This is a genomic window from Gammaproteobacteria bacterium (genome assembly GCA_037388465.1).
Lineage (GTDB): Bacteria > Pseudomonadota > Gammaproteobacteria > SpSt-1174 > SpSt-1174 > JARRKE01.
The window spans coordinates 1-18495 of sequence record JARRKE010000035.1 but is presented as its reverse complement, the minus strand read 5'-3'; the positions used below and the strand labels follow the sequence as shown (position 1 = coordinate 18495).

12 protein-coding genes and 1 tRNA gene are annotated in these 18495 nt (G+C 64.8%); 3 read left to right on the top strand and 10 right to left on the bottom strand.

The genetic code is table 11. From position 1 onward, the window contains the following. The 7 genes from P8Y64_08525 to P8Y64_08495 form a co-directional block, all read right to left on the bottom strand. Nucleotides 1-860: CHAD domain-containing protein (locus P8Y64_08525; GenBank protein MEJ2060516.1), on the bottom strand; the 860-nt coding region annotated here is incomplete at its 3' end. A 16-nt stretch (nt 861-876) separates the two neighbouring features. Further along, nucleotides 877-2961 (bottom strand): ATP-dependent DNA helicase RecG, encoded by a 2085-nt coding sequence (gene recG / locus P8Y64_08520; protein MEJ2060515.1) that lies wholly within the window; start codon nt 2959-2961, stop codon nt 877-879. Between the two features lie 10 nt (nt 2962-2971). Continuing rightward, nucleotides 2972-3358 carry a RidA family protein gene (locus P8Y64_08515; GenBank protein ID MEJ2060514.1) on the bottom strand — a complete coding sequence of 129 codons (387 nt, stop codon included), beginning with the start codon at nt 3356-3358 and terminating at the stop codon, nt 2972-2974. Nucleotides 3359-3432: 74 nt separating this feature from the next. Then, a complete protein-coding gene (spoT, locus tag P8Y64_08510) occupies nt 3433-5598 on the bottom strand; it encodes a bifunctional GTP diphosphokinase/guanosine-3',5'-bis pyrophosphate 3'-pyrophosphohydrolase (GenBank protein ID MEJ2060513.1) in 2166 nt (721 codons plus the stop codon). A 20-nt stretch (nt 5599-5618) separates the two neighbouring features. Beyond that, entirely contained in the window at nt 5619-5882 is a 264-nt protein-coding gene (gene rpoZ / locus P8Y64_08505) for a DNA-directed RNA polymerase subunit omega (protein ID MEJ2060512.1), read from the bottom strand. Between the two features lie 61 nt (nt 5883-5943). After that, nucleotides 5944-6558 (bottom strand): guanylate kinase, encoded by a 615-nt coding sequence (gene gmk, locus P8Y64_08500; GenBank protein ID MEJ2060511.1) that lies wholly within the window; start codon nt 6556-6558, stop codon nt 5944-5946. 57 nt (nt 6559-6615) lie between these two features. After that, entirely contained in the window at nt 6616-6873 is a 258-nt protein-coding gene (locus P8Y64_08495; GenBank protein MEJ2060510.1) for a bacteriophage holin, read from the bottom strand. Between the two features lie 332 nt (nt 6874-7205). On the opposite strand from P8Y64_08495, the gene P8Y64_08490 reads away from it, so the two are divergent. Both P8Y64_08490 and P8Y64_08485 read left to right on the top strand, forming a co-directional pair. Further along, nucleotides 7206-7604: a hypothetical protein gene (locus tag P8Y64_08490; protein MEJ2060509.1), complete on the top strand. Its 399-nt coding sequence runs from the start codon at nt 7206-7208 to the stop codon at nt 7602-7604. Between the two features lie 100 nt (nt 7605-7704). Further along, on the top strand, nt 7705-9063 hold the full coding sequence (locus P8Y64_08485) for a cytochrome C (GenBank protein ID MEJ2060508.1): 1359 nt from the start codon (nt 7705-7707) through the stop codon (nt 9061-9063). A gap of 74 nt (nt 9064-9137) precedes the next feature. On the opposite strand, the gene hrpA is transcribed toward P8Y64_08485, so the two are convergent. From hrpA to ispB, 3 genes are all read right to left on the bottom strand, one after another. Next, nucleotides 9138-13046, bottom strand: a complete 3909-nt coding sequence (gene hrpA, locus P8Y64_08480; GenBank protein MEJ2060507.1) for an ATP-dependent RNA helicase HrpA — start codon at nt 13044-13046, stop codon at nt 9138-9140. A gap of 150 nt (nt 13047-13196) precedes the next feature. After that, nucleotides 13197-13273: transfer RNA gene (locus tag P8Y64_08475), tRNA-Pro, on the bottom strand. Nucleotides 13274-13388: 115 nt separating this feature from the next. Continuing rightward, nucleotides 13389-14357: an octaprenyl diphosphate synthase gene (gene ispB, locus P8Y64_08470; protein ID MEJ2060506.1), complete on the bottom strand. Its 969-nt coding sequence runs from the start codon at nt 14355-14357 to the stop codon at nt 13389-13391. Nucleotides 14358-14589: 232 nt separating this feature from the next. Between ispB and gltB the strand changes: the two genes are divergently transcribed. After that, nucleotides 14590-18495 (top strand): glutamate synthase large subunit (gene gltB, locus P8Y64_08465; protein MEJ2060505.1); only part of this gene is annotated, 3906 nt, incomplete at its 3' end.

Here is an 18495-nt window from a genome sequence, read left to right as displayed (position 1 = left end):
GCCAGGGTTTCGCGCCGGGCCTTGAGTGCCTTCACCACGGCCAGCAAACCGGGCATCGGATCCTTCGTGGACGCTTGCTTTGCTTCCAGCGCCTGACTGATCCGTTGCCGTGCATATCGTCCGGCGAGCTTGCCTGACGCCTTGTTCAAGGCCTCACCCAGCACCGCGAGATCGTGGCGCTCGCCCAGGCAGTCCTGCAACCGTTTGAAGTGCCTTACCAGATCCGCCGCCTCAGGACTCAGTTCGGCGAAGGGTTCGACGAGATAACGGCAACGCTTTCCGGCGATACGCAGGGCGTGCAGCTTTGCCTCGTCCTGCCCCCCGCCGACTGCCTCCAGCCGGGCGAGAAAATCCTCCGCAAAGCCCTGCCAGGCTTCGCAGGTCGCGGTTACAAAAGGAATCCCGGCCCGGGCGGGCAGCTTGTCGATCATGCCCTCGAATCCGTTTCCCACCTGTCTGAACTGTGGCGGGATGGCGGCCACGACCTCGGCATAGGCCTTATCGCGCCGCCGCTGCAGGCGTTCTTGAAACGCCTGCACGCCGGGACGTTGGGCAGGCGTCCAACGCGCACTCAAATCCTCCAGTGCGGCGAGCAGCACCTCGGCATCGCGTCCCGCATTGGTCGTTTTGGCAAGCTGCTTCAAGGCGCGGCGCAAGCGCGGCTTGAAGGTGCTGCCCATCCAACCGCCGTATGCACGCTGCAGGCTGCGCAGACGCCGAATAGCCACCCGGAAGTCGTGCAGGGCCTCCTCATCGCTGGTCTTCACCAACCGTTCGCATGCATCACCGGCCTGCGCCAGGCGCTCCGCGAACAAGTCGCGCAACGCCTCACCCAGCGTTGCGGAAAGCAGTGGCGACATCTCGTTCATATCCGTCTCAAACCTGTGCGAACCGTTGCGCGGACTCGCCGACCCAGCGCCGCACCAGCGCCGCGCAGATCTCGGGGGCGCTTGCCTGCAAACGCTCGGCGATGGTCTTGACGCGGGGCAGCAGGGCCTGGTCACGCATCAGGTCCGCCACCTTGAAGCTCATCAGCCCGGTCTGGCGCGTGCCCAGCACCTCACCGGGGCCGCGCAGCTCGAGATCGATGCGCGCGATCTCGAAACCGTCGGTGGTGCGCCGCATGGCGTCGAGCCGGGTGCGTGCATTCTGGCTCAGCGGGCCGTGGTACATGAGCACGCAACTGCTTTGCGCCGCACCGCGCCCCACCCGCCCGCGCAACTGATGCAGTTGCGCCAGACCGAGCCGTTCCGCGTTTTCGATAATCATCAGGGATGCGTTGGGCACGTCCACGCCCACCTCGATGACCGTGGTCGCCACCAGCAGATCGATCTTCCCCTGTTTGAAAGCACCCATCACCGCTTCTTTGTCGGCGGGCTTCATGCGGCCATGCACCAGCCCGATTCGCAACTGCGGCAGGGCCTCCTGCAGCACCACATAGGTCTGCTCTGCCGCCTGGGCCTGCAAGGCCTCGGAATCCTCGATCAGGGTACACACCCAATAGGCCTGCCGTCCCTCTCGGCAGGCCTGTGCCACGCGTTCGACCACGTTCGCACGGCGTCGCTCGTCGATGGCCACCGTGGTCACGGGCGTACGGTTGGGCGGCAGTTCGTCGATCACCGAATAATCCAGATCAGCATAGGCCGTCATCGCCAGGGTGCGGGGAATGGGCGTGGCCGTCATGATCAGCTGGTGCGGGTAACGGCCGTCCTGCACGCCCTTCTCGCGCAGCGCAAGGCGTTGGTGCACCCCGAAGCGATGCTGTTCGTCGACCACCACCAGTCCGAGATCGTGAAACCCGATGTCTTCCTGGAACAACGCATGGGTGCCGACGGCGACTGCGGCCCGGCCGCTGATCAATGACTCGCACACCTTGTTGCGGGCGGCGTTTTTCAGGCGCCCGGACAGCCATACCACTTCCAGATCCAGCGGCGACAGCCAGCGCTCGAAGTTGCGGTAATGCTGCTCGGCAAGCAGTTCGGTGGGCGCCATGACCGCCGCCTGATAACCGGCCTCCACCGCAAGCAGACAGGCGCTGGCGGCAACCACGGTCTTGCCCGAACCGACATCGCCCTGCACCAGCCGCGTCATGGGATGGGTTTGTTTCAGATCGGCACGGACCTCGTCGATCACCCGGCGCTGGGCGCCGGTGAGTTCGAACGGCAGGGCCGCATGCAACGCCTGCATCAGCTCACCGGCGGCATCGACGCACGGCGCCTCCTCGCGCGTGCTGCGTTCACGCAGGCGCAGCAGACTCAGGTGATGGGCGATGAGCTCCTCCAGCACCAGCCGGGCCTGCATGGGGTGGACGCCCTCCGCCAGCCTGGCCAGATCCGCATCGCGCGGAGGACGATGTACATAGTGCAGGGCCTCGGCAAGCGTCGGAAACCCGGTCTCCGCGAGCAGGTCCGCGGGCAACAGCTCGGGCAGGTCATCGACGCGTTTGAGCGCCTCGTCGGTGAGGCGCCGCAGACTGAGCTGGTGCAGACCTTCCGTGGTGGGATAAATCGGGGTCAGGGCCGCTTCGACCTCGACATCATCACCTTCCAGGTAGGTCGTCTCGGGGTGGACCATCTCCAGCGAGTTCGGTCCGCGCCGGACCTCGCCGAAGCAGCGCACCCGGGTGCCGCGTGTCAGACGCTGCTGCTGAGTGGCATTGAAGTGGAACAGCCGCAGGGTCAACGCGCCGGTACCGTCGGCGAGGCGGCAAAGCAGGGCGCGGCGGCGGCGGAAAACGACCTCGCTGTGCTCGATCACCCCCTCCACGACCGCCTCCATGCCTGGCAGCAGGGCACCGATCGGCACCACGCGGGTACGGTCCTGATAGCGTATCGGCAGATGAAACAGCAGGTCGGGCACCGTATGGATGCCGAGGCGCGTCAAACGCTCGGCCAGCTTCGGCCCCACGCCCTTGAGCGCGGTCACCGGCGCATCGGCACCCTGCGCCACGGTGTCCGGCATACGCCCGGTCTCAGTCTCCCAGGACCAGGATCGCATCCATCTCCACACCCGCCCCCTTGGGCAACTCGGCCACACCGATGGCGGCGCGGGCGGGATAGGGTTCGCGGAAATATTCCGCCATCACCTGGTTGACCAGCGGGAAGTGGGTCAGGTCGGTCAGGAAGATATTGAGCTTGACGATGTCGGCCAGACTGCCACCGGCGGCCCGGGCAACGGCCGTGAGGTTGTCGAACACACGCCGGATCTGCGCCTCCATATCGCCCTCCACCAGTTCCATGGTCTCCGGCACCAGCGGGATCTGCCCCGAGAGATAAACCGTGTCGCCCATCCGCACGGCCTGCGAATAGGTACCGATGGCCTTGGGGGCGTCGTCGGTGGCAATGATCTGACGTGTCATGACTGCTCCGTTTCAGAATGAATGAGGCGAGAGGCTAACTCAGCACTCGGGACTTTGCACTTGCCGCCGGCGCCTCATCCCCGCATGCGGGAAATGCGCATGACTTCGGGTACGGCACGTAAATGCCGCATGATATCGGCGAGGTGATTGCGGTCGCGCACCGCCAGGGTGAAGGTGATCGTGGTCGAGGCGCTGTCGCGTTCCTCGAAGGATACGTTCTCGATGTTCGACTCCAGGGCCGCGATGCGGGTTGCGAGCGCGGCCAGCACGCCGCGCTGGTTCACCGTCACCACGCGGATCGAGACCGTGAATTCCTGTGCGCCGTCCGATTGCCACTGCATGCTGATCCAGCGGTCGGGCTGGTCGCGGAAGTCGGCGACGTTGCGGCAGTTCTCCCGATGGATCACCAGGCCGCGGCCGGCGCTCATGATGCCCACGATGGGGTCGCCGGGGATCGGGTGGCAGCAGCGCGCGAAACTGACCACCATACCCTCGGTGCCCTGCACTGCCAGGGGCTTGTGCACCTCCGGCGTCGTGCCTTCTGGCTGGGGTTCCTGGTCGGCGAAGCGGCGCGCGACGATCTGCGCCATGCGGTTGCCCAGCCCGATGTCGCGCAGCAGCTGGTCGAGGCTGTCGAGCTTCAGCTCCGCCAGCTGCGCATCGATCCGGTCCTGCGGCACCTGCTCCAGCGTCAGGCCGAATCCGGACAGGGCCTTGTCCAGCAAGCGCCGCCCCAGCGTATTGGCCTCGTCCTCGCGCAGGTTCTTGAGGAAATGGCGGATGCTCGAACGCGCCCGCGCGGTGACCACGTAACTGAGCCAGGCGGGATTCGGGCGGGCGCCCGGCGCGGTGATGATCTCGACGGTCTGGCCGCTCTCGAGCACCGAGGACAGCGGCGCCAGACGACGGTCGATCTTGGCCGCGACGCAGGTGTTGCCGACGTCGGTATGCACGGCATAGGCGAAGTCGACCGCGGTGGCGCCGCGCGGCAGTTCCATGATCTCCCCTTGAGGTGTGAACACGTACACCTCGTCGGGAAACAGGTCGACCTTGATGTTTTCCAGGAACTCGATGGAGTTGCCGGTGCTCTGCTGAAGCTCGAGCACCTGCTTCAGCCATTCGCGGGCGCGCGCCTGGGCGCGCGCGCTGTACTTGTCGCCGCTCTTGTACAGCCAGTGCGCGGCGATGCCGCTTTCCGCCACCCGGTCCATCTCCTTGGTGCGGATCTGCATCTCTATGGCAATGCCGTGGGGCCCGAACAGCACGGTGTGCAGCGACTGATAGCCGTTGGCCTTGGGAATGGCGATGTAATCCTTGAAGCGTCCCGGCACCGGCTTGTACAGGTTGTGCAGCACGCCCAGGGCGCGGTAGCAGGTGTCCACATCGTCCACCACCACGCGCACCGCGAACACGTCGTAGACCTCGTTGAACGAGATCTGCTTCTGGCGCATCTTGCGATAGATGCTGTAGAGGTTTTTTTCGCGCCCGTAGATATGGGCCTCGATATGACTGTCCTCCATGCGCTGCACGATGCTGGACTCGATCTTCTGCAGCACTTCCTTGCGATTGCCGCGCGCCTTGGCGACGGATTTTTCCAGCACCCGATAACGCATCGGGTACATGGCCTGAAAGCTCAGCACCTCGAGTTCACGGCGCAGCGTGTTCATGCCCAGACGCTGGGCGATGGGGGCATAGATGTCCAGGGTTTCGCGCGCGATGCGCCGCCGCTTGTCCGGACGCAGGGCGCGCATGGTGCGCATGTTGTGCAGACGGTCGGCCAGCTTGATGAGGATGACGCGCAGATCCTGCACCATCGCCAGCATCATCTTGCGGAAGTTCTCCGCCTGCGCCTCGGCGCGGGACTCGAACTTGAGGTGGGTCAGCTTGCTGACCCCGTCGACAAGGTTGGCCACCTCCTCGCCGAACTCCTCCACCAGGCGTTCCTTGGGAACGTGCGAGTCCTCCATCACGTCGTGGAGGATGGCGGCCATGATGCTCATGTGATCCATGCGCATCTCGGCCATGGTCTTGGCGACCGCGAGGGGATGGTAGATGTAGGGCTCGCCCGACATGCGGGTCTGCCCTTCATGGGCCTCCGCGCCGAACAGATAGGCGCGGTAAACGTCTCTTATCTCGGGGGGTTCGAGATAGGTTTCGAGAATGGCACAGAGGTCACTGCACAGAATGCGCGTGGCGTCCTGCGAGCCGTACGAGGCGAGGCTGCCTGCGCTCTCCGCCATGGAATAACCCGCGCATCGGATCAGAAGTCCGTGCGCTCGTCCTCGATAACCAGCGGTTCCGGCTCGGGCTTGGCGGGGAGGACATCCTCCTGATCCAGAATCTCGGGGCCGATGCGGTTCTCGGCGATCTCGCGCAAGGCCACCACCGTAGGCTTGTCGTTCTCCCACTCGACCAGGGGCTCCATACCCATGGCGACCTGGCGGGCGCGCTTGCTGGCTACCAGAACGAGGTGAAAGCGGTTGTCCACCTTGTCCAGGCAGTCTTCGACCGTAATGCGGGCCATGTGCTACTCCTGTCAAAAATCCAAAGAGAAATAATCAATTATTGTAAGTCAAGGGCCGGCCTCAGGCCAGCAGCGACTCGATCAGGGCGCGGTGACGCACCTGCTGAGCCTCCAGCCTGAGCCGGTGGGCACGGAACAGGACGGCCAGATTGGCGAGGGCCTCCTCGAAATCGCCGTTCACCACCAGGTAATCGTACTCGTGATAGTGGGACATCTCGTTGACGGCGTCGCGCATGCGCCGGGCGATGACCTCGTCCGGATCCTGGCCGCGACCGCGCAGCCGGGTCTCCAGGACATCCAGCGAAGGCGGCAGGATGAACACCGACACGCAGCCCGGCATGCAGCGGCGCACCTGCTGAGCTCCCTGCCAGTCTATTTCCAGGATCACGTCCTTGCCGGCAGCGAGCTGCTCCTCCACTGCCGCCCGGGAGGTGCCGTAGAAGTGGTCGAACACCCGCGCATGCTCCAGGAAATCGCCGTCCTCGATCATGCCCAGGAAGCGATGCTCGTCCACGAAATGATAATCGCGGCCATTTTCCTCGCCGGGCCGCGGCGCCCGGGTGGTATGGGAAACCGAAATCTGTACGTTGTCCAGGCGCGAGACCAGCGCGTTGACGAGGCTGGTCTTACCCGCCCCGGAGGGCGCCGACACGATATAAAGAATGCCCTTGGCCATCGGTGAAGCTTACCAGACTGCCGGCGGTATACCGCAAGCGCGTCCATACCGTTTCGTTCACGGTGCACCGCGCCCCGCCAACAGGTTGTACAGCCAGGCAAACACGGCACCGCCCACCAGACCGTCGAAGAAGGCCCAGATCAGACCGATCAGGCTGCCTTCGGGACTGATGTTATAGCCACGGTATATCTGGCCCAGCCAAGTCACCTGCCCGGTGGCGCCGTCGAAGGCCATGATCCACCAAGTCAGGAAGAACACCCCAAACCCCCACACCAGGGCGCAGGTCAGCGCGAAGGCCTTGATATTGAAGCGCATGGCTTGTCTCCTTAATTGAGGTATGTGCCCGTGTTATGTAGCTCAGGAACACCAAACCGGCAGCCGATTCCACTATCGCACCCCGCGCTTCCCGGTTGGGATCGCATCGAGGCGGGCACGCCGATCATCTATTGATCTACGTCAATTTTGGTCTACATTCACCCTGAATCTTTCCCGCGTTTCCGAGTCAACATAAAACAGCGGCGGGCAGGATGCCGCACGATGGGACGAGTCGGCATTTGCAGTCTTCACTTAACGGATACCGGGCAGGGAGACATTCGATCGGTATGTGTCGTTTCGAGGATACCTTACGCAGCTGGACACCGGTCCTCATGGGCGTGGCTCTCTGCATGCTGCTGATCGTGCTCGGGCCGGCAATGTCCCGCGCGACCCATGCCCAGCCCGGATTCATCATGTCGACCATCGAATCCCTCGGCAATCAGATTGACTCCGAAGGCAGGGCGGCCTTCGATGCGTTCGGGATACATGTACACGTCGTCGCCCCTTCGGCTTTCGCCGACAGCCAGCACCCTTTCGAACAGGCCGAACCCGACAGCGCGGAATCGAATGACGGCCGCCTGGAATTGCCCGCCATGCTGATGCTGCTGATTTTCTATCTGCTGCTTGCGGCTCAATTGCGGCGCACCTCGTCCGCCTATCCCCGCCTCAAGCTATACACCACTCTTCTCGCCAGCCCGCTTTACCTGAGTACCCAGCGCCTGCGCATCTAGGCCGCAGGCCGCCTCTTGCTGTGCTTTTCCACCTGCGGCATCCGCGCCGCGTACACCGCGATTCATCCGTATAGCCATGTCCAAGAACCTGGAGGGCATCATGAAATTCAAGACGTTACTCACACAAAAAGTTTTGTCGGCCAGCGGCGGCCTGTTGCTGCTCGCCGGCCTGGCACCGGCCGCACATGCCGTGCCGAGTTTCGCGCGCCAGTTGGGCGTGTCATGCTCGGCCTGCCACACCGTCTATCCGCAACTCACCCCATTCGGCCGGCGCTTCAAGGCGCTCGGCTACACCATGACCAACGGGGAATCGATCACCCAGGAGCGCAACAAGGTAACCGACCTGAACATCGACAAGTACCCCCCGCTGTCGCTGATGATCCAGGTGGCCGATTCGGTCATCAACAAACACCAACCCGGTTCACAGAAGAACAATGCCCAGCTGCCCACGCAGATGAGCCTGTTCTACGCCGGCCGGATCAGCCCCAAGGTCGGCAGCTTCATGCAGCTGACCTATGACGGCGCCGAAGACCACATCAGCCTCGACAACACTGACGTCCGTTTCGCGGATCAGACCAACATCAAGAACAATGACCTGATCTACGGGGTGGTGCTGAACAACAGCCCGACAGTGGGCGATCTGTGGAATTCGACCCCCGCCTGGGGCTATCCCTATGCCACGCCCAATACCGGCGTGACCGGCCCGGATTACGCCACCCAACTGGATGGGCAACTCGCCCAGCAGGTTGCCGGCCTCGGTGTTTACGGTTTCTGGAACGGCTGGTTGTACGGCCAGGTCAGCGCCTACCGTTCGTCGCAGCTCGGCAACCAGGACGGCAGCAACACCGCCTCCTCACCCGGCCTGAACACCGGCGACAACCCCCACCTACTGGCGGGCGAGGCGCCCTACTGGCGGCTGGCGCTGGAGCATAACTGGGGCAGCAACTCCTGGGAGGTCGGCACCTACGGCATGGACACCAAGGTCTATACCCAGGGCACCGACGGACCGACCGACAAGTATCTGGATACGGCCGTCGACACCCAGTATCAGTACCTGGGCAACAACAACACGGTGACAGTGCATGCCACCTACATCCACGAGAAGATGAATATGGATGGCTCCTATGCCGCAGGGGCGGCCTCCTCGTCCTCCGACCATCTGGACACCGCCAAGATCGACGCCACCTATTTCAACAACAGCGAATACGGCGGCACCCTAGCGTACTTCAACACCACCGGCAGCACGGACCCCCTGCTGTTCTCGAACGGCGTCACCGGCAAGCCCGACACCTCGGGCTGGATCGCCGAACTGGATTACGTGCCGTGGGTGAATACCAAGTTCGCCCTGCAGTACATCGGCTACGACAAGTTCGACGGATCAAGCTCGAACTACGACGGCAGTGGCCGCAGCGCCTCGGACAACAACACGATCTCCCTGGGCGCGTGGTTGATGTACTGATCCGGAAAAACTGCTCAGGACGAGCTTGATCTGTGCTGTGGGGCACCCAGGGATGGGTGCCCCACGGCATTTATCTAGGCGTGTTTGATCTCGGCCCAGCGTTTTTCGAGACGCTGTACCGATACCGGCCCCGGTGTGCCGAGTTCCTGCGCGAACAGCGAAACCCGCAGCTCCTCGATCTGCCAGCGGTACGCCTGCAGCCCATCCGAAATCCTGCCTTTTGCCACCGCCGCTTCCAGGGCCTGTTTGCAGCGCGTCCACAACGGCTCCACTTCCAGCCGGCTGCGCCGATCCCGGCCCGGATCCCGTTCAAGTTTTTCCAGGCGACGCTCGACCGCGGTCAGGTAGCGCTGCAGATGCGGCAGCGCCTCAGGTGGCGTCGCGCTCACGAACCCCGGATAGATCAGGTGCTCAAGCTGGTCACGGACATCATTGACCGCCTCCAGCCAGGCCATGGGGATATTGCCCTTGAGCGCCTTGCGCACACGCCCGAAGGCCGTCAATGATCGACTCACCTGTTCGGCGATCTCGTTGGCCTCGGCGACCAGCCGTGAACGACCGGCCTCCAGACGGGCTTCGAAGTCGGACTGCGTGCGGGGCAGCGGCTCAGCCAGGAACGCGCGCGCCAGCGCGGCATCGACGATGTCGTCCTTCAGCGCTTCGCAGCGACCGATGCTGGCGAACTGCAGGCAGGATTGCTGGATATCCGGCAGGTTCTTGTGCAGGTACTTCACCTGCTCGCGCAGCTCCAGACGCAACAGGCGGATCAAGCCGCTCCGCAAGGCGGTCTGCGCCTTCTCCGCGCTGTCCACGATGCGCAGCGCCAGACGCTCGCCCTCCACCGTCAGGGTGGGATAGCCGGCCAGCTTCAATCCGCGGCTCTCGATCTCCACGGTCTCCGGCAGATCGCCGAAGTCCCATGCGGTGACCTCGTCGCGTTCCAGACTCGAGGTCGGCAACGCCTCGAAGGTCTCGGCCACCCGGCCTTCCAGCCGGGCACGCAGCGCTTCCAGATCCCGGTCCGCCGCCAGCGGTTTGCCCTGACCGTCGACCACCTCGAACCGCATACGCAGATGTTCGGGCAGCGCGGCTTCGTCCCATTGCTCCCGCGGCACCTCGACCCCGGTCATGCGCTGGAGCTGATGCGTCAGGCGCTCCAGCAGATCACCCTCCGCGAACGGCAGGGCGCTTACGCAGGCGCGCGCGAAATCCGGCGCCGGCACGAAACTGCGCCGCAGCGCCTTGGGCAGACCGCGGATCAGGGTGGTGACCTTTTCCTCCAGCAGACCGGGCACCAGCCAGGCGCAGCGCTGCGCATCCACCTGATTGAGCACCGGCGCGGGCACCACCAGGGTCACGCCGTCCGCCTCGCTGCCCGGTTCGAGCTGGTAGTGCAGCGGCAGGCGCAGACCACCCGGGAAGGTCAGGCTGTCCGGGAAGCGTTCGCCCGTCACCTCCAGGGCCGCATGCTGCATCAACGCCTCGCGGGTCAGGAACAACGCCTTGGGGTGCTCGTGCTCGTAACCGCGGCGCCATTTCTCAAAGGCCGCGCCGTTGTTGATCGCGGGTGGCAGCTGACGGTCGTAGAACGCAAACAAGGTTTCCTCGTCGACCAGGATGTCGCGCCGCCGCGCCTTGGCCTCCAGCGATTCGATGTCCTCGATGAGATCGCGGTTGTGGTGCAGGAAGGGCGCATCGCTGCGGTAGTCCCCGTACACCAGGGCATGGCGAATGAACAGCTCGCGCGCCTCGCGCGGATGCGTCCTGGCGTAATCGACCCGTTTGCGGGGATTCACCACCAGCCCGTACAGGGTCTGGCGATCGTAGGCCACCACGCGTGCGGGCTTTTGCTCCCAGTGCGGTTCGTGGATGTGGTGCTTGAGCAGATGGGCCCCCAGCGACTCCAGCCATTCGGGCTCGATCCGTGCCACCGTGCGTGCATACAACCGGGTGGTTTCGGTCAGCTCCGCTGCCATCAGCCATTTCGGCGCGCGTTTTTGCAGCCCCGAACCGGGGAAGATGTAAAAACGGCGATTGCGGGCCCCCAGATAGGACTGCGGCTTGGCCTTTTCCTCGCTGCGGTTGCCGACCTGCCCGAGCAGTCCGGTGAGCAGGGCACGATGAATCGGGGCGTATTCCGCTGCCACCTGATTTTCGGCAAAACCCATCTCGCGCAGCAGGCCGTGCAGCTGGCGGTGAGTCTCGACCCATTCGCGCATGCGCATCCAGGACAGGAACTCTCGCTGGCACAGCTTGCGCAACTGATTGTTGGACAGGTGCCGCCGCTGTTCGTGGAAATAACGCCACAGATTGAGCAGGGCGAGAAAATCCGAATGCTCGTCGCGAAACCGGGCATGCTTTTCGTCCGCCGCCTGCTGATGTTCCAGCGGGCGCTCGCGCGGATCCTGCACCGCCAGCGCAGCGACGATCACCAGCACCTCGGCCAGCGCGCCCTCGTCCCGCCCGCCCAGCAGCATGCGCCCGAGGCGCGGGTCGATGGGCAGGCGCGCCAGCTGCCGCCCCAACAGGCTCAGCTTTTGCCGGGCATCAACGGCGTGCAGTTCCTCCAACAGCAGGTAACCGTCTTTCACCTGGCGGCTGTCCGGCGCCTCGATGAACGGGAAGCGTTCCACGTCGCCAAGTCCCAGCGCCGCCATCTGCAGGATCACCGAGGCCAGGTTGGTACGCAGGATTTCGGGATCGGTAAAGGCGGGACGCGACTCGAAATCCTCTTGCGAATAAAGGCGGATGCACACGCCCTCGGCCACGCGCCCGCAGCGCCCGGCACGCTGGTTGGCGGAGGCCTGGGAGACGGGCTCGACGGGCAGGCGCTGCACCTTGGCGCGCCAGGAGTAGCGCGAAACACGCGCCTGTCCCGGGTCCACCACATAGTGGATGCCGGGCACCGTCAGGGAGGTTTCCGCCACGTTGGTGGCCAGCACGATGCGGCGCCCGCCGTGCGGCCGGAACACCCGGTTCTGCTCGGCGGCCGAGAGGCGTGCGTACAGCGGCAGGATTTCGGTACCGGCCGGATGATGCTTGCGCAGCGCCTCGGCTGCTTCACGGATCTCCCGCTCCCCGGCCAGGAACACCAGGATGTCCCCCGGCCCTTCGCGCGCCAGCTCGTCGCAGGCGGCCACGATGCCTTCCAGGCGCGAACGGTCCGCCTCGTCGCTGTCCGGGTCCACCAGCGGCCGGTAGCGCACCTCGACCGGATAGGTGCGGCCCGATACCTCGATAACGGGGGCGTCTCCGAAATGCCGCGCGAAACGCTCCGGGTCGATGGTGGCGGAGGTGATGATGAGCTTGAGGTCGGGACGCTGCGGCAGCAGCTGCTTGAGATAGCCGAGCAGGAAATCGATGTTCAGGCTGCGTTCGTGCGCCTCGTCGATGATCAGCGTGTCGTACTGGCTCAGCAGGGGGTCGCCCTGAATCTCGGCCAGCAGGATGCCGTCGGTCATCAGCTTGAGGTAACTGTCCGGGCCGACGTGGTCCGAGAAGCGCACCTTGAAGCCGACGCCGTGACCGATTTCCGTCTCAAGTTCCTCCGCCACGCGGGAAGCGACCGCGCGTGCGGCAATGCGCCGCGGCTGGGTGTGACCGATCATGCCGGCCGCCCCGCGCCCCAGTTCCAGACAGATCTTGGGCAGCTGGGTGGTCTTGCCGGACCCGGTCTCGCCGCAGATCACCACCACCTGGTGCTCGGCGATGGCGCTCAGGATGCGGTCCTTTTCGGCGCTGACCGGCAGCTCGGGCGGATATTTGGGCACGGGCAGGGCCGCCTGTCGTGCTTCGCAACGCCCCTGAGATTCGCTGACGGCCGTTTCCAGGCCGGGCAGGCCGCGATCGATGGGTTGCCCGCGCCGCACCCGGCGTTCCAGCCCCTCCAGGCGTTTTGCCAGACGCGGGCGGTCCGCACTCAGGCAGGCGTCCAGCAACAGGCGCAGCGTCGCCAGCGATTTTGCGGGAGATAACTCAGACACGCCGCGGACGTCCTCGCGTCACCAGGGAATCAGACAAAACGCAAAGGGTGGGGATGGCGGAATCGGAAAACATGGTGGACGCGTGCGTCGATGGGTCGCGTCGAAAAATCTGCGGCCCGGTTGTATGCCGGGCCGCCGGGATTCTGGAATTGGTCGGAGTGATAGGATTCGAACCTACGACCCCTGCCTCCCGAAGGCAGTGCTCTACCAGGCTGAGCTACACTCCGATGGTAGGTATCTAACAGACAGTTTTTGTCTACTCATGCGGCACGATAGGACGTCAAAATCATGCTCGCCTGAGCGACAACAGCAGCCCGTTATTTAAAAAGCTTAAAAAAGCGCTTAGAAGGTCCGGTCCACCGAAAACTCGGCGAGGTCACCGAGGGCGCTCTTGAAACGCGAGTCAGGAAGTACCCGGAGCTGCTCGACGGCCCGCTCCGCTTCCTCCCGTGCAACGCGCGAAGTGTACGCAATGGCCCCGGTGGATTCAATCGCTGCCAGCACTTCGTTGATGCGCTCCAGCCCACCCTCCTCGATGGCGGCGCGGACCACGGCGGCCTGATCGGCCGTTCCCTGGCGCATGGCGTGGATCAGCGGCAGGGTCGGCTTGCCCTCGGCCAGGTCGTCTCCGACGTTCTTGCCCATCGCCTCGCTGGAGGCCGAATAGTCCAGCACGTCGTCGATGAGCTGGAAGGCCGTGCCCAGGTGCATGCCGTAGCGCGCCATCGCCTCCTCGGCCTCCGTGTCCAGGCCCGCGAGCACGGCACCCAGGCGGCTGGCGGCCTCGAACAGCTTGGCGGTCTTGGAATGGATGACCTCCATGTAGCGCGCTTCGGTGGTGTCCGCATCGTGGCAATTGAGCAGCTGCAGCACCTCGCCCTCGGCGATGGTGTTGGTGGTCTGCGCCAGGATCTCCATGACCCGCATGGAGCCGACATCCACCATCATCTCGAAGGCGCGTGAATAGAGGAAATCGCCGACCAGCACGGCGGCCTCGTTGCCCCACACCGCGTTGGCGGTGTCCTTGCCACGGCGCAGTTCGGAGGCGTCGACCACGTCGTCGTGCAGCAGGGTGGCGGTATGGATGAATTCGACGATGGCGGCGATATTGACGTGGCTTTCGCCCGTATAGCCGCAGGCACGCGCGACCAGCAGCGCGATAATGGGACGCAGGCGCTTGCCGCCGCTGTTGATAATGTATTGGCCGAGCTGATTGATCAGCACCACATCCGACTGCAGGCGCCGGCCGATCAAAGCGTCGACCGCTGCCATGTCATCCGCCACCAGCGCCCGGATTTCAGCCTGATCCATGTACAGCCACCTTATTAGAGAGCGCGCATGCTAGGAAGGGCCGCGGGTGAGTGTCAAGAGAACAATCCCTTACCGGGAGGCATGACCGGCCCGCCGGTATTGCTGAGCCGGGGCAGAATCGGGTACTCTGATCGGCCGCCCTGCTAAGCAGCGGCGTTGGTTTTGAATGTCGGTTTCGGGCGCCCCCGCCCGGATGCATCAAGTCTGTAGTGCCTACCTGGAGACCGCAGAGATGAAGGCCACCAGTCAGCCGAAGAGCCTCTATCGCCCGGAATTCGAACGCGACAACTGTGGCTTCGGATTGATTGCCCAAATGGACGATCAGGCCAGCCATTGGCTGGTCGAAACGGCCATCAAGGCCCTGTCCCGCATGACCCACCGCGGGGCGATCGCCGCCGACGGCAAGACCGGCGACGGCTGCGGCCTGCTGCTCAAAAAGCCCGACCGTTTCCTGCGCACCGTGGCCGCCGAGGCCGGCATCGAGCTCGGCGAACATTACGGTGTAGGCCTGGTATTCCTGAACACCGATTCGGCCAAGGCCGCCGCCGCCCGCGCCGCCCTGGAAGCGGAACTGCGCCAGGAGGGCCTCGACGTGGCCGGCTGGCGCGAGGTGCCGACCGACCCTTCCGCCTGCGGTGAAGAAGCACTCAAGACCCTGCCCCATATCGAGCAGATCTTCGTCAACGCATCGTCCGACATGGATGAGGCCGCGCTGGAGCGCCACCTGTACGTGGCCCGGCGCCGCACCGAACTCGCCCTGGAGAACCAGGACGAGATGTTCTACATCCCCAGCCTGTCGGCGCGCGTGCTGTCGTACAAGGGCCTGGTCATGCCGGCCTATCTGCCGGTGTTCTACGCCGACCTGAACGACACCCGCATGGAAAGCGCCCTGTGCGTGTTCCACCAGCGTTTTTCCACCAACACCTGGCCACAGTGGCGCCTGGCACAGCCGTTCCGCTTCCTCGCCCACAACGGCGAGATCAACACCATCCGCGGCAACCGCTACTGGGCCCAGGCCCGCGCCTACACGCTCGCGGCGCCCGACCTGCCCAAGCTTTCCGACCTGCTGCCGCTGGTCTCGATGGAGGGCTCGGACTCCTCCAGCCTGGACAACATGCTGGAAGTGCTGCTCGCGGGCGGCATGGACATCTTCCGCGCCATGCGCCTGCTCATGCCGCCGGCCTGGCAGAACGTCGAGCACATGGACGCCGACCTGCGCGCCTTCTACGAATATCACTCCATGCACATGGAGCCCTGGGACGGCCCGGCCGGCGTGGTGCTGACCGACGGCCGCCACGCAGCCTGCTGCCTGGACCGCAACGGCCTGCGTCCCGCGCGCTACGTGATCACCAAGGACCGTCACATCACCCTCGCCTCGGAAATCGGCGTCTACGATTACGCGCCCGAGGACGTGGTGGCCAAGGGCCGCCTCAAGCCCGGCCAGATGCTTGCCGCCGACACCCACACCGGCGAGCTGCTGCTGCCGCACGACATCGACGAAAAGCTCAAGCAGCGCCAGCCTTATCGCAAGTGGCTGGACGAACGCGCCCGCCGTCTCGAGACGCATATCGACAACGTGCCGCTCAGCACCCAGCCGTTCGGGTCCGACAAGCTGCTGTGCTACGAAAAGATGTTCAACGTCTCCTTCGAGGAGCGCGACCAGGTGCTGCGCGTGCTGGCTGAGGCCGGCCAGGAGGCCGTGGGCTCCATGGGCGACGACACCCCGTTCCCGGTGCTGTCGAACATCGTGCGCTCGCCCTACGACAACTTCCGCCAGCAGTTCGCCCAGGTCACCAACCCGCCCATCGACCCGTTGCGCGAAAGCATCGTCATGTCGCTGGAGACCTGCATCGGTCCCGAGCAGAACCTGTTCGAAGAGGACGCCGACCATGCGGCGCGCCTGATCCTGAACACCCCGGTGCTCTCCGAGGACCACTTCCGTCAGCTGCTCGCACTGGACGAAAACGGCTTCCCGCACGCCGTCGTCGACCTGAACCGGCCCAAGGGCCTGGACTACCGGGCCGCCCTGGAGACCATTTGCGACGAGGCCATCAACCAGGTCCGCGACGGCAAGCCGGTCATCGTGCTCAGCGACCGCGACATCCGCGAGGATGCGCTTCCCGTGCACGCCCTGCTGGCCGTGGGCGCAGTGCACCACCGTCTGATTCACGAGGGCCTGCGCTGCGACGCCAACCTCATCGTCGAGACCGCCACCGCGCGCGATCCCCACCATTTCGCCTGCCTGCTGGGCTACGGCGCGACCGCGATCTACCCCTACCAGGCGTTCGAGTCGCTGCAGGGCATGCTCGACTCGGGCGAGATCAAGGACAAGACCCCCAACCAGATCGCCACCTCCTACATCAAGGCGATCGGCAAGGGACTGTACAAGGTCATGTCCAAGATGGGCATCTCGACCATCGCCTCCTACCGCGGTGCCCAGCTGTACGAGATCGTCGGCCTGAACGACGAGGTCGTCGACCTGTGCTTTACCGGCACGGTAAGCCGCGTGCAGGGCATCCGCTTCCAGGACCTGCACGCCGACCAGATCCTGCTGGCCAAGACGGCCTGGGATCCGCGCAAGCCGCTGTCGCAGGGCGGCCTGCTCAAGTACATCCACGGCGGCGAGTACCACGCCTACAACCCGGACGTGGTGCAGACCATGCACAAGGCCGTGGCGTCCGGCGACTACAGTGACTGGGAGGCGCATGCCGACCTGATCAACAGTCGCCCCGCAACCGTGCTGCGCGACCTGCTCAGAGTGCGCGAGGACATCACGCCGATCCCGCTCGACGAGGTCGAGCCGATCGAGCAGATCGTCAGGCGTTTCGACTCCGCCGGCATGTCGCTGGGCGCCCTGTCGCCCGAGGCCCACGAGACTCTGGCGCAGGCCATGAACCGCCTGGGCGCCCGTTCCAACTCGGGTGAGGGTGGCGAGGCCGTGGAGCGCTACGGCACCGACAGGATGTCCAAGATCAAGCAGGTCGCTTCCGGGCGGTTCGGCGTCACCCCGCATTACCTGGTGAACGCCGAGGTCCTGCAGATCAAGGTGGCGCAGGGCGCCAAGCCCGGCGAGGGCGGCCAGCTGCCCGGCCACAAGGTCAACGAGATGATCGCCAAGCTGCGCTTCTCCAAACCCGGCGTGGCGCTGATCTCGCCACCGCCGCATCACGACATCTACTCCATCGAGGATCTGGCGCAGCTCATCTTCGACCTCAAGCAGGTCAACCCGAAGGCGCTGGTTTCGGTGAAGCTGGTGTCCGAAGCCGGCGTGGGCACCATCGCCGCCGGCGTCGCCAAGGCCTATGCCGACCTGATCACCATTTCGGGCTATGACGGCGGCACCGGCGCCAGCCCGCTGACCAGCGTGAAATACGCGGGCTCCCCGTGGGAGCTGGGCCTCACCGAAACCCACCAGACCCTGCGCATGAACAACCTGCGCGACAAGGTTCGCCTGCAGACAGACGGCGGCCTGAAGACCGGACTGGACGTGATCAAGGCGGCCATTCTCGGCGCCGAGAGCTTCGGCTTCGGCACCGGCCCGATGATCGCCATGGGCTGCAAATACCTGCGCATCTGCCACCTGAACAACTGCGCCACCGGCGTGGCCACGCAGGACAAGGTGCTGCGTATGAACCACTTCGTCGGCAAGGTCGACATGGTAGTGAACTACTTCCGCTTCGTCGCCGAGGAGACCCGCCGCTGGATGGCCAAGCTCGGCGTGCGCAGCCTCACCGACCTGATCGGCCGCACCGACCTGCTGCAGGTCATCGACGGCGACACCGAGCGCCAGGCGCATATCGACTTCGGCGCCATCCTGTCCGACGGCGGCGTCCCGGCCGACAAGCCGCGCTTCTGCGTGGAGCCGCACAACACGCCGTTCGACAAGGGTGAACTGGCCGAGCGCATGGTCGCGGACATGCTGCCCGCCATCGAATCCATGCAGGGCGGCGAGTTCCACTACGAGGTCAAGAACGTCAACCGCTCCATCGGCGCGCGCGTGTCCGGCGAGATCGCCCTGCGCCACGGCAACTACGGCATGAGCGATGCGCCCGTCACGGTGCGCCTCAAGGGCACCGCGGGGCAGAGCTTCGGCGTGTGGAACGCCGGCGGCCTGCACCTGTACCTGGAGGGCGACGCC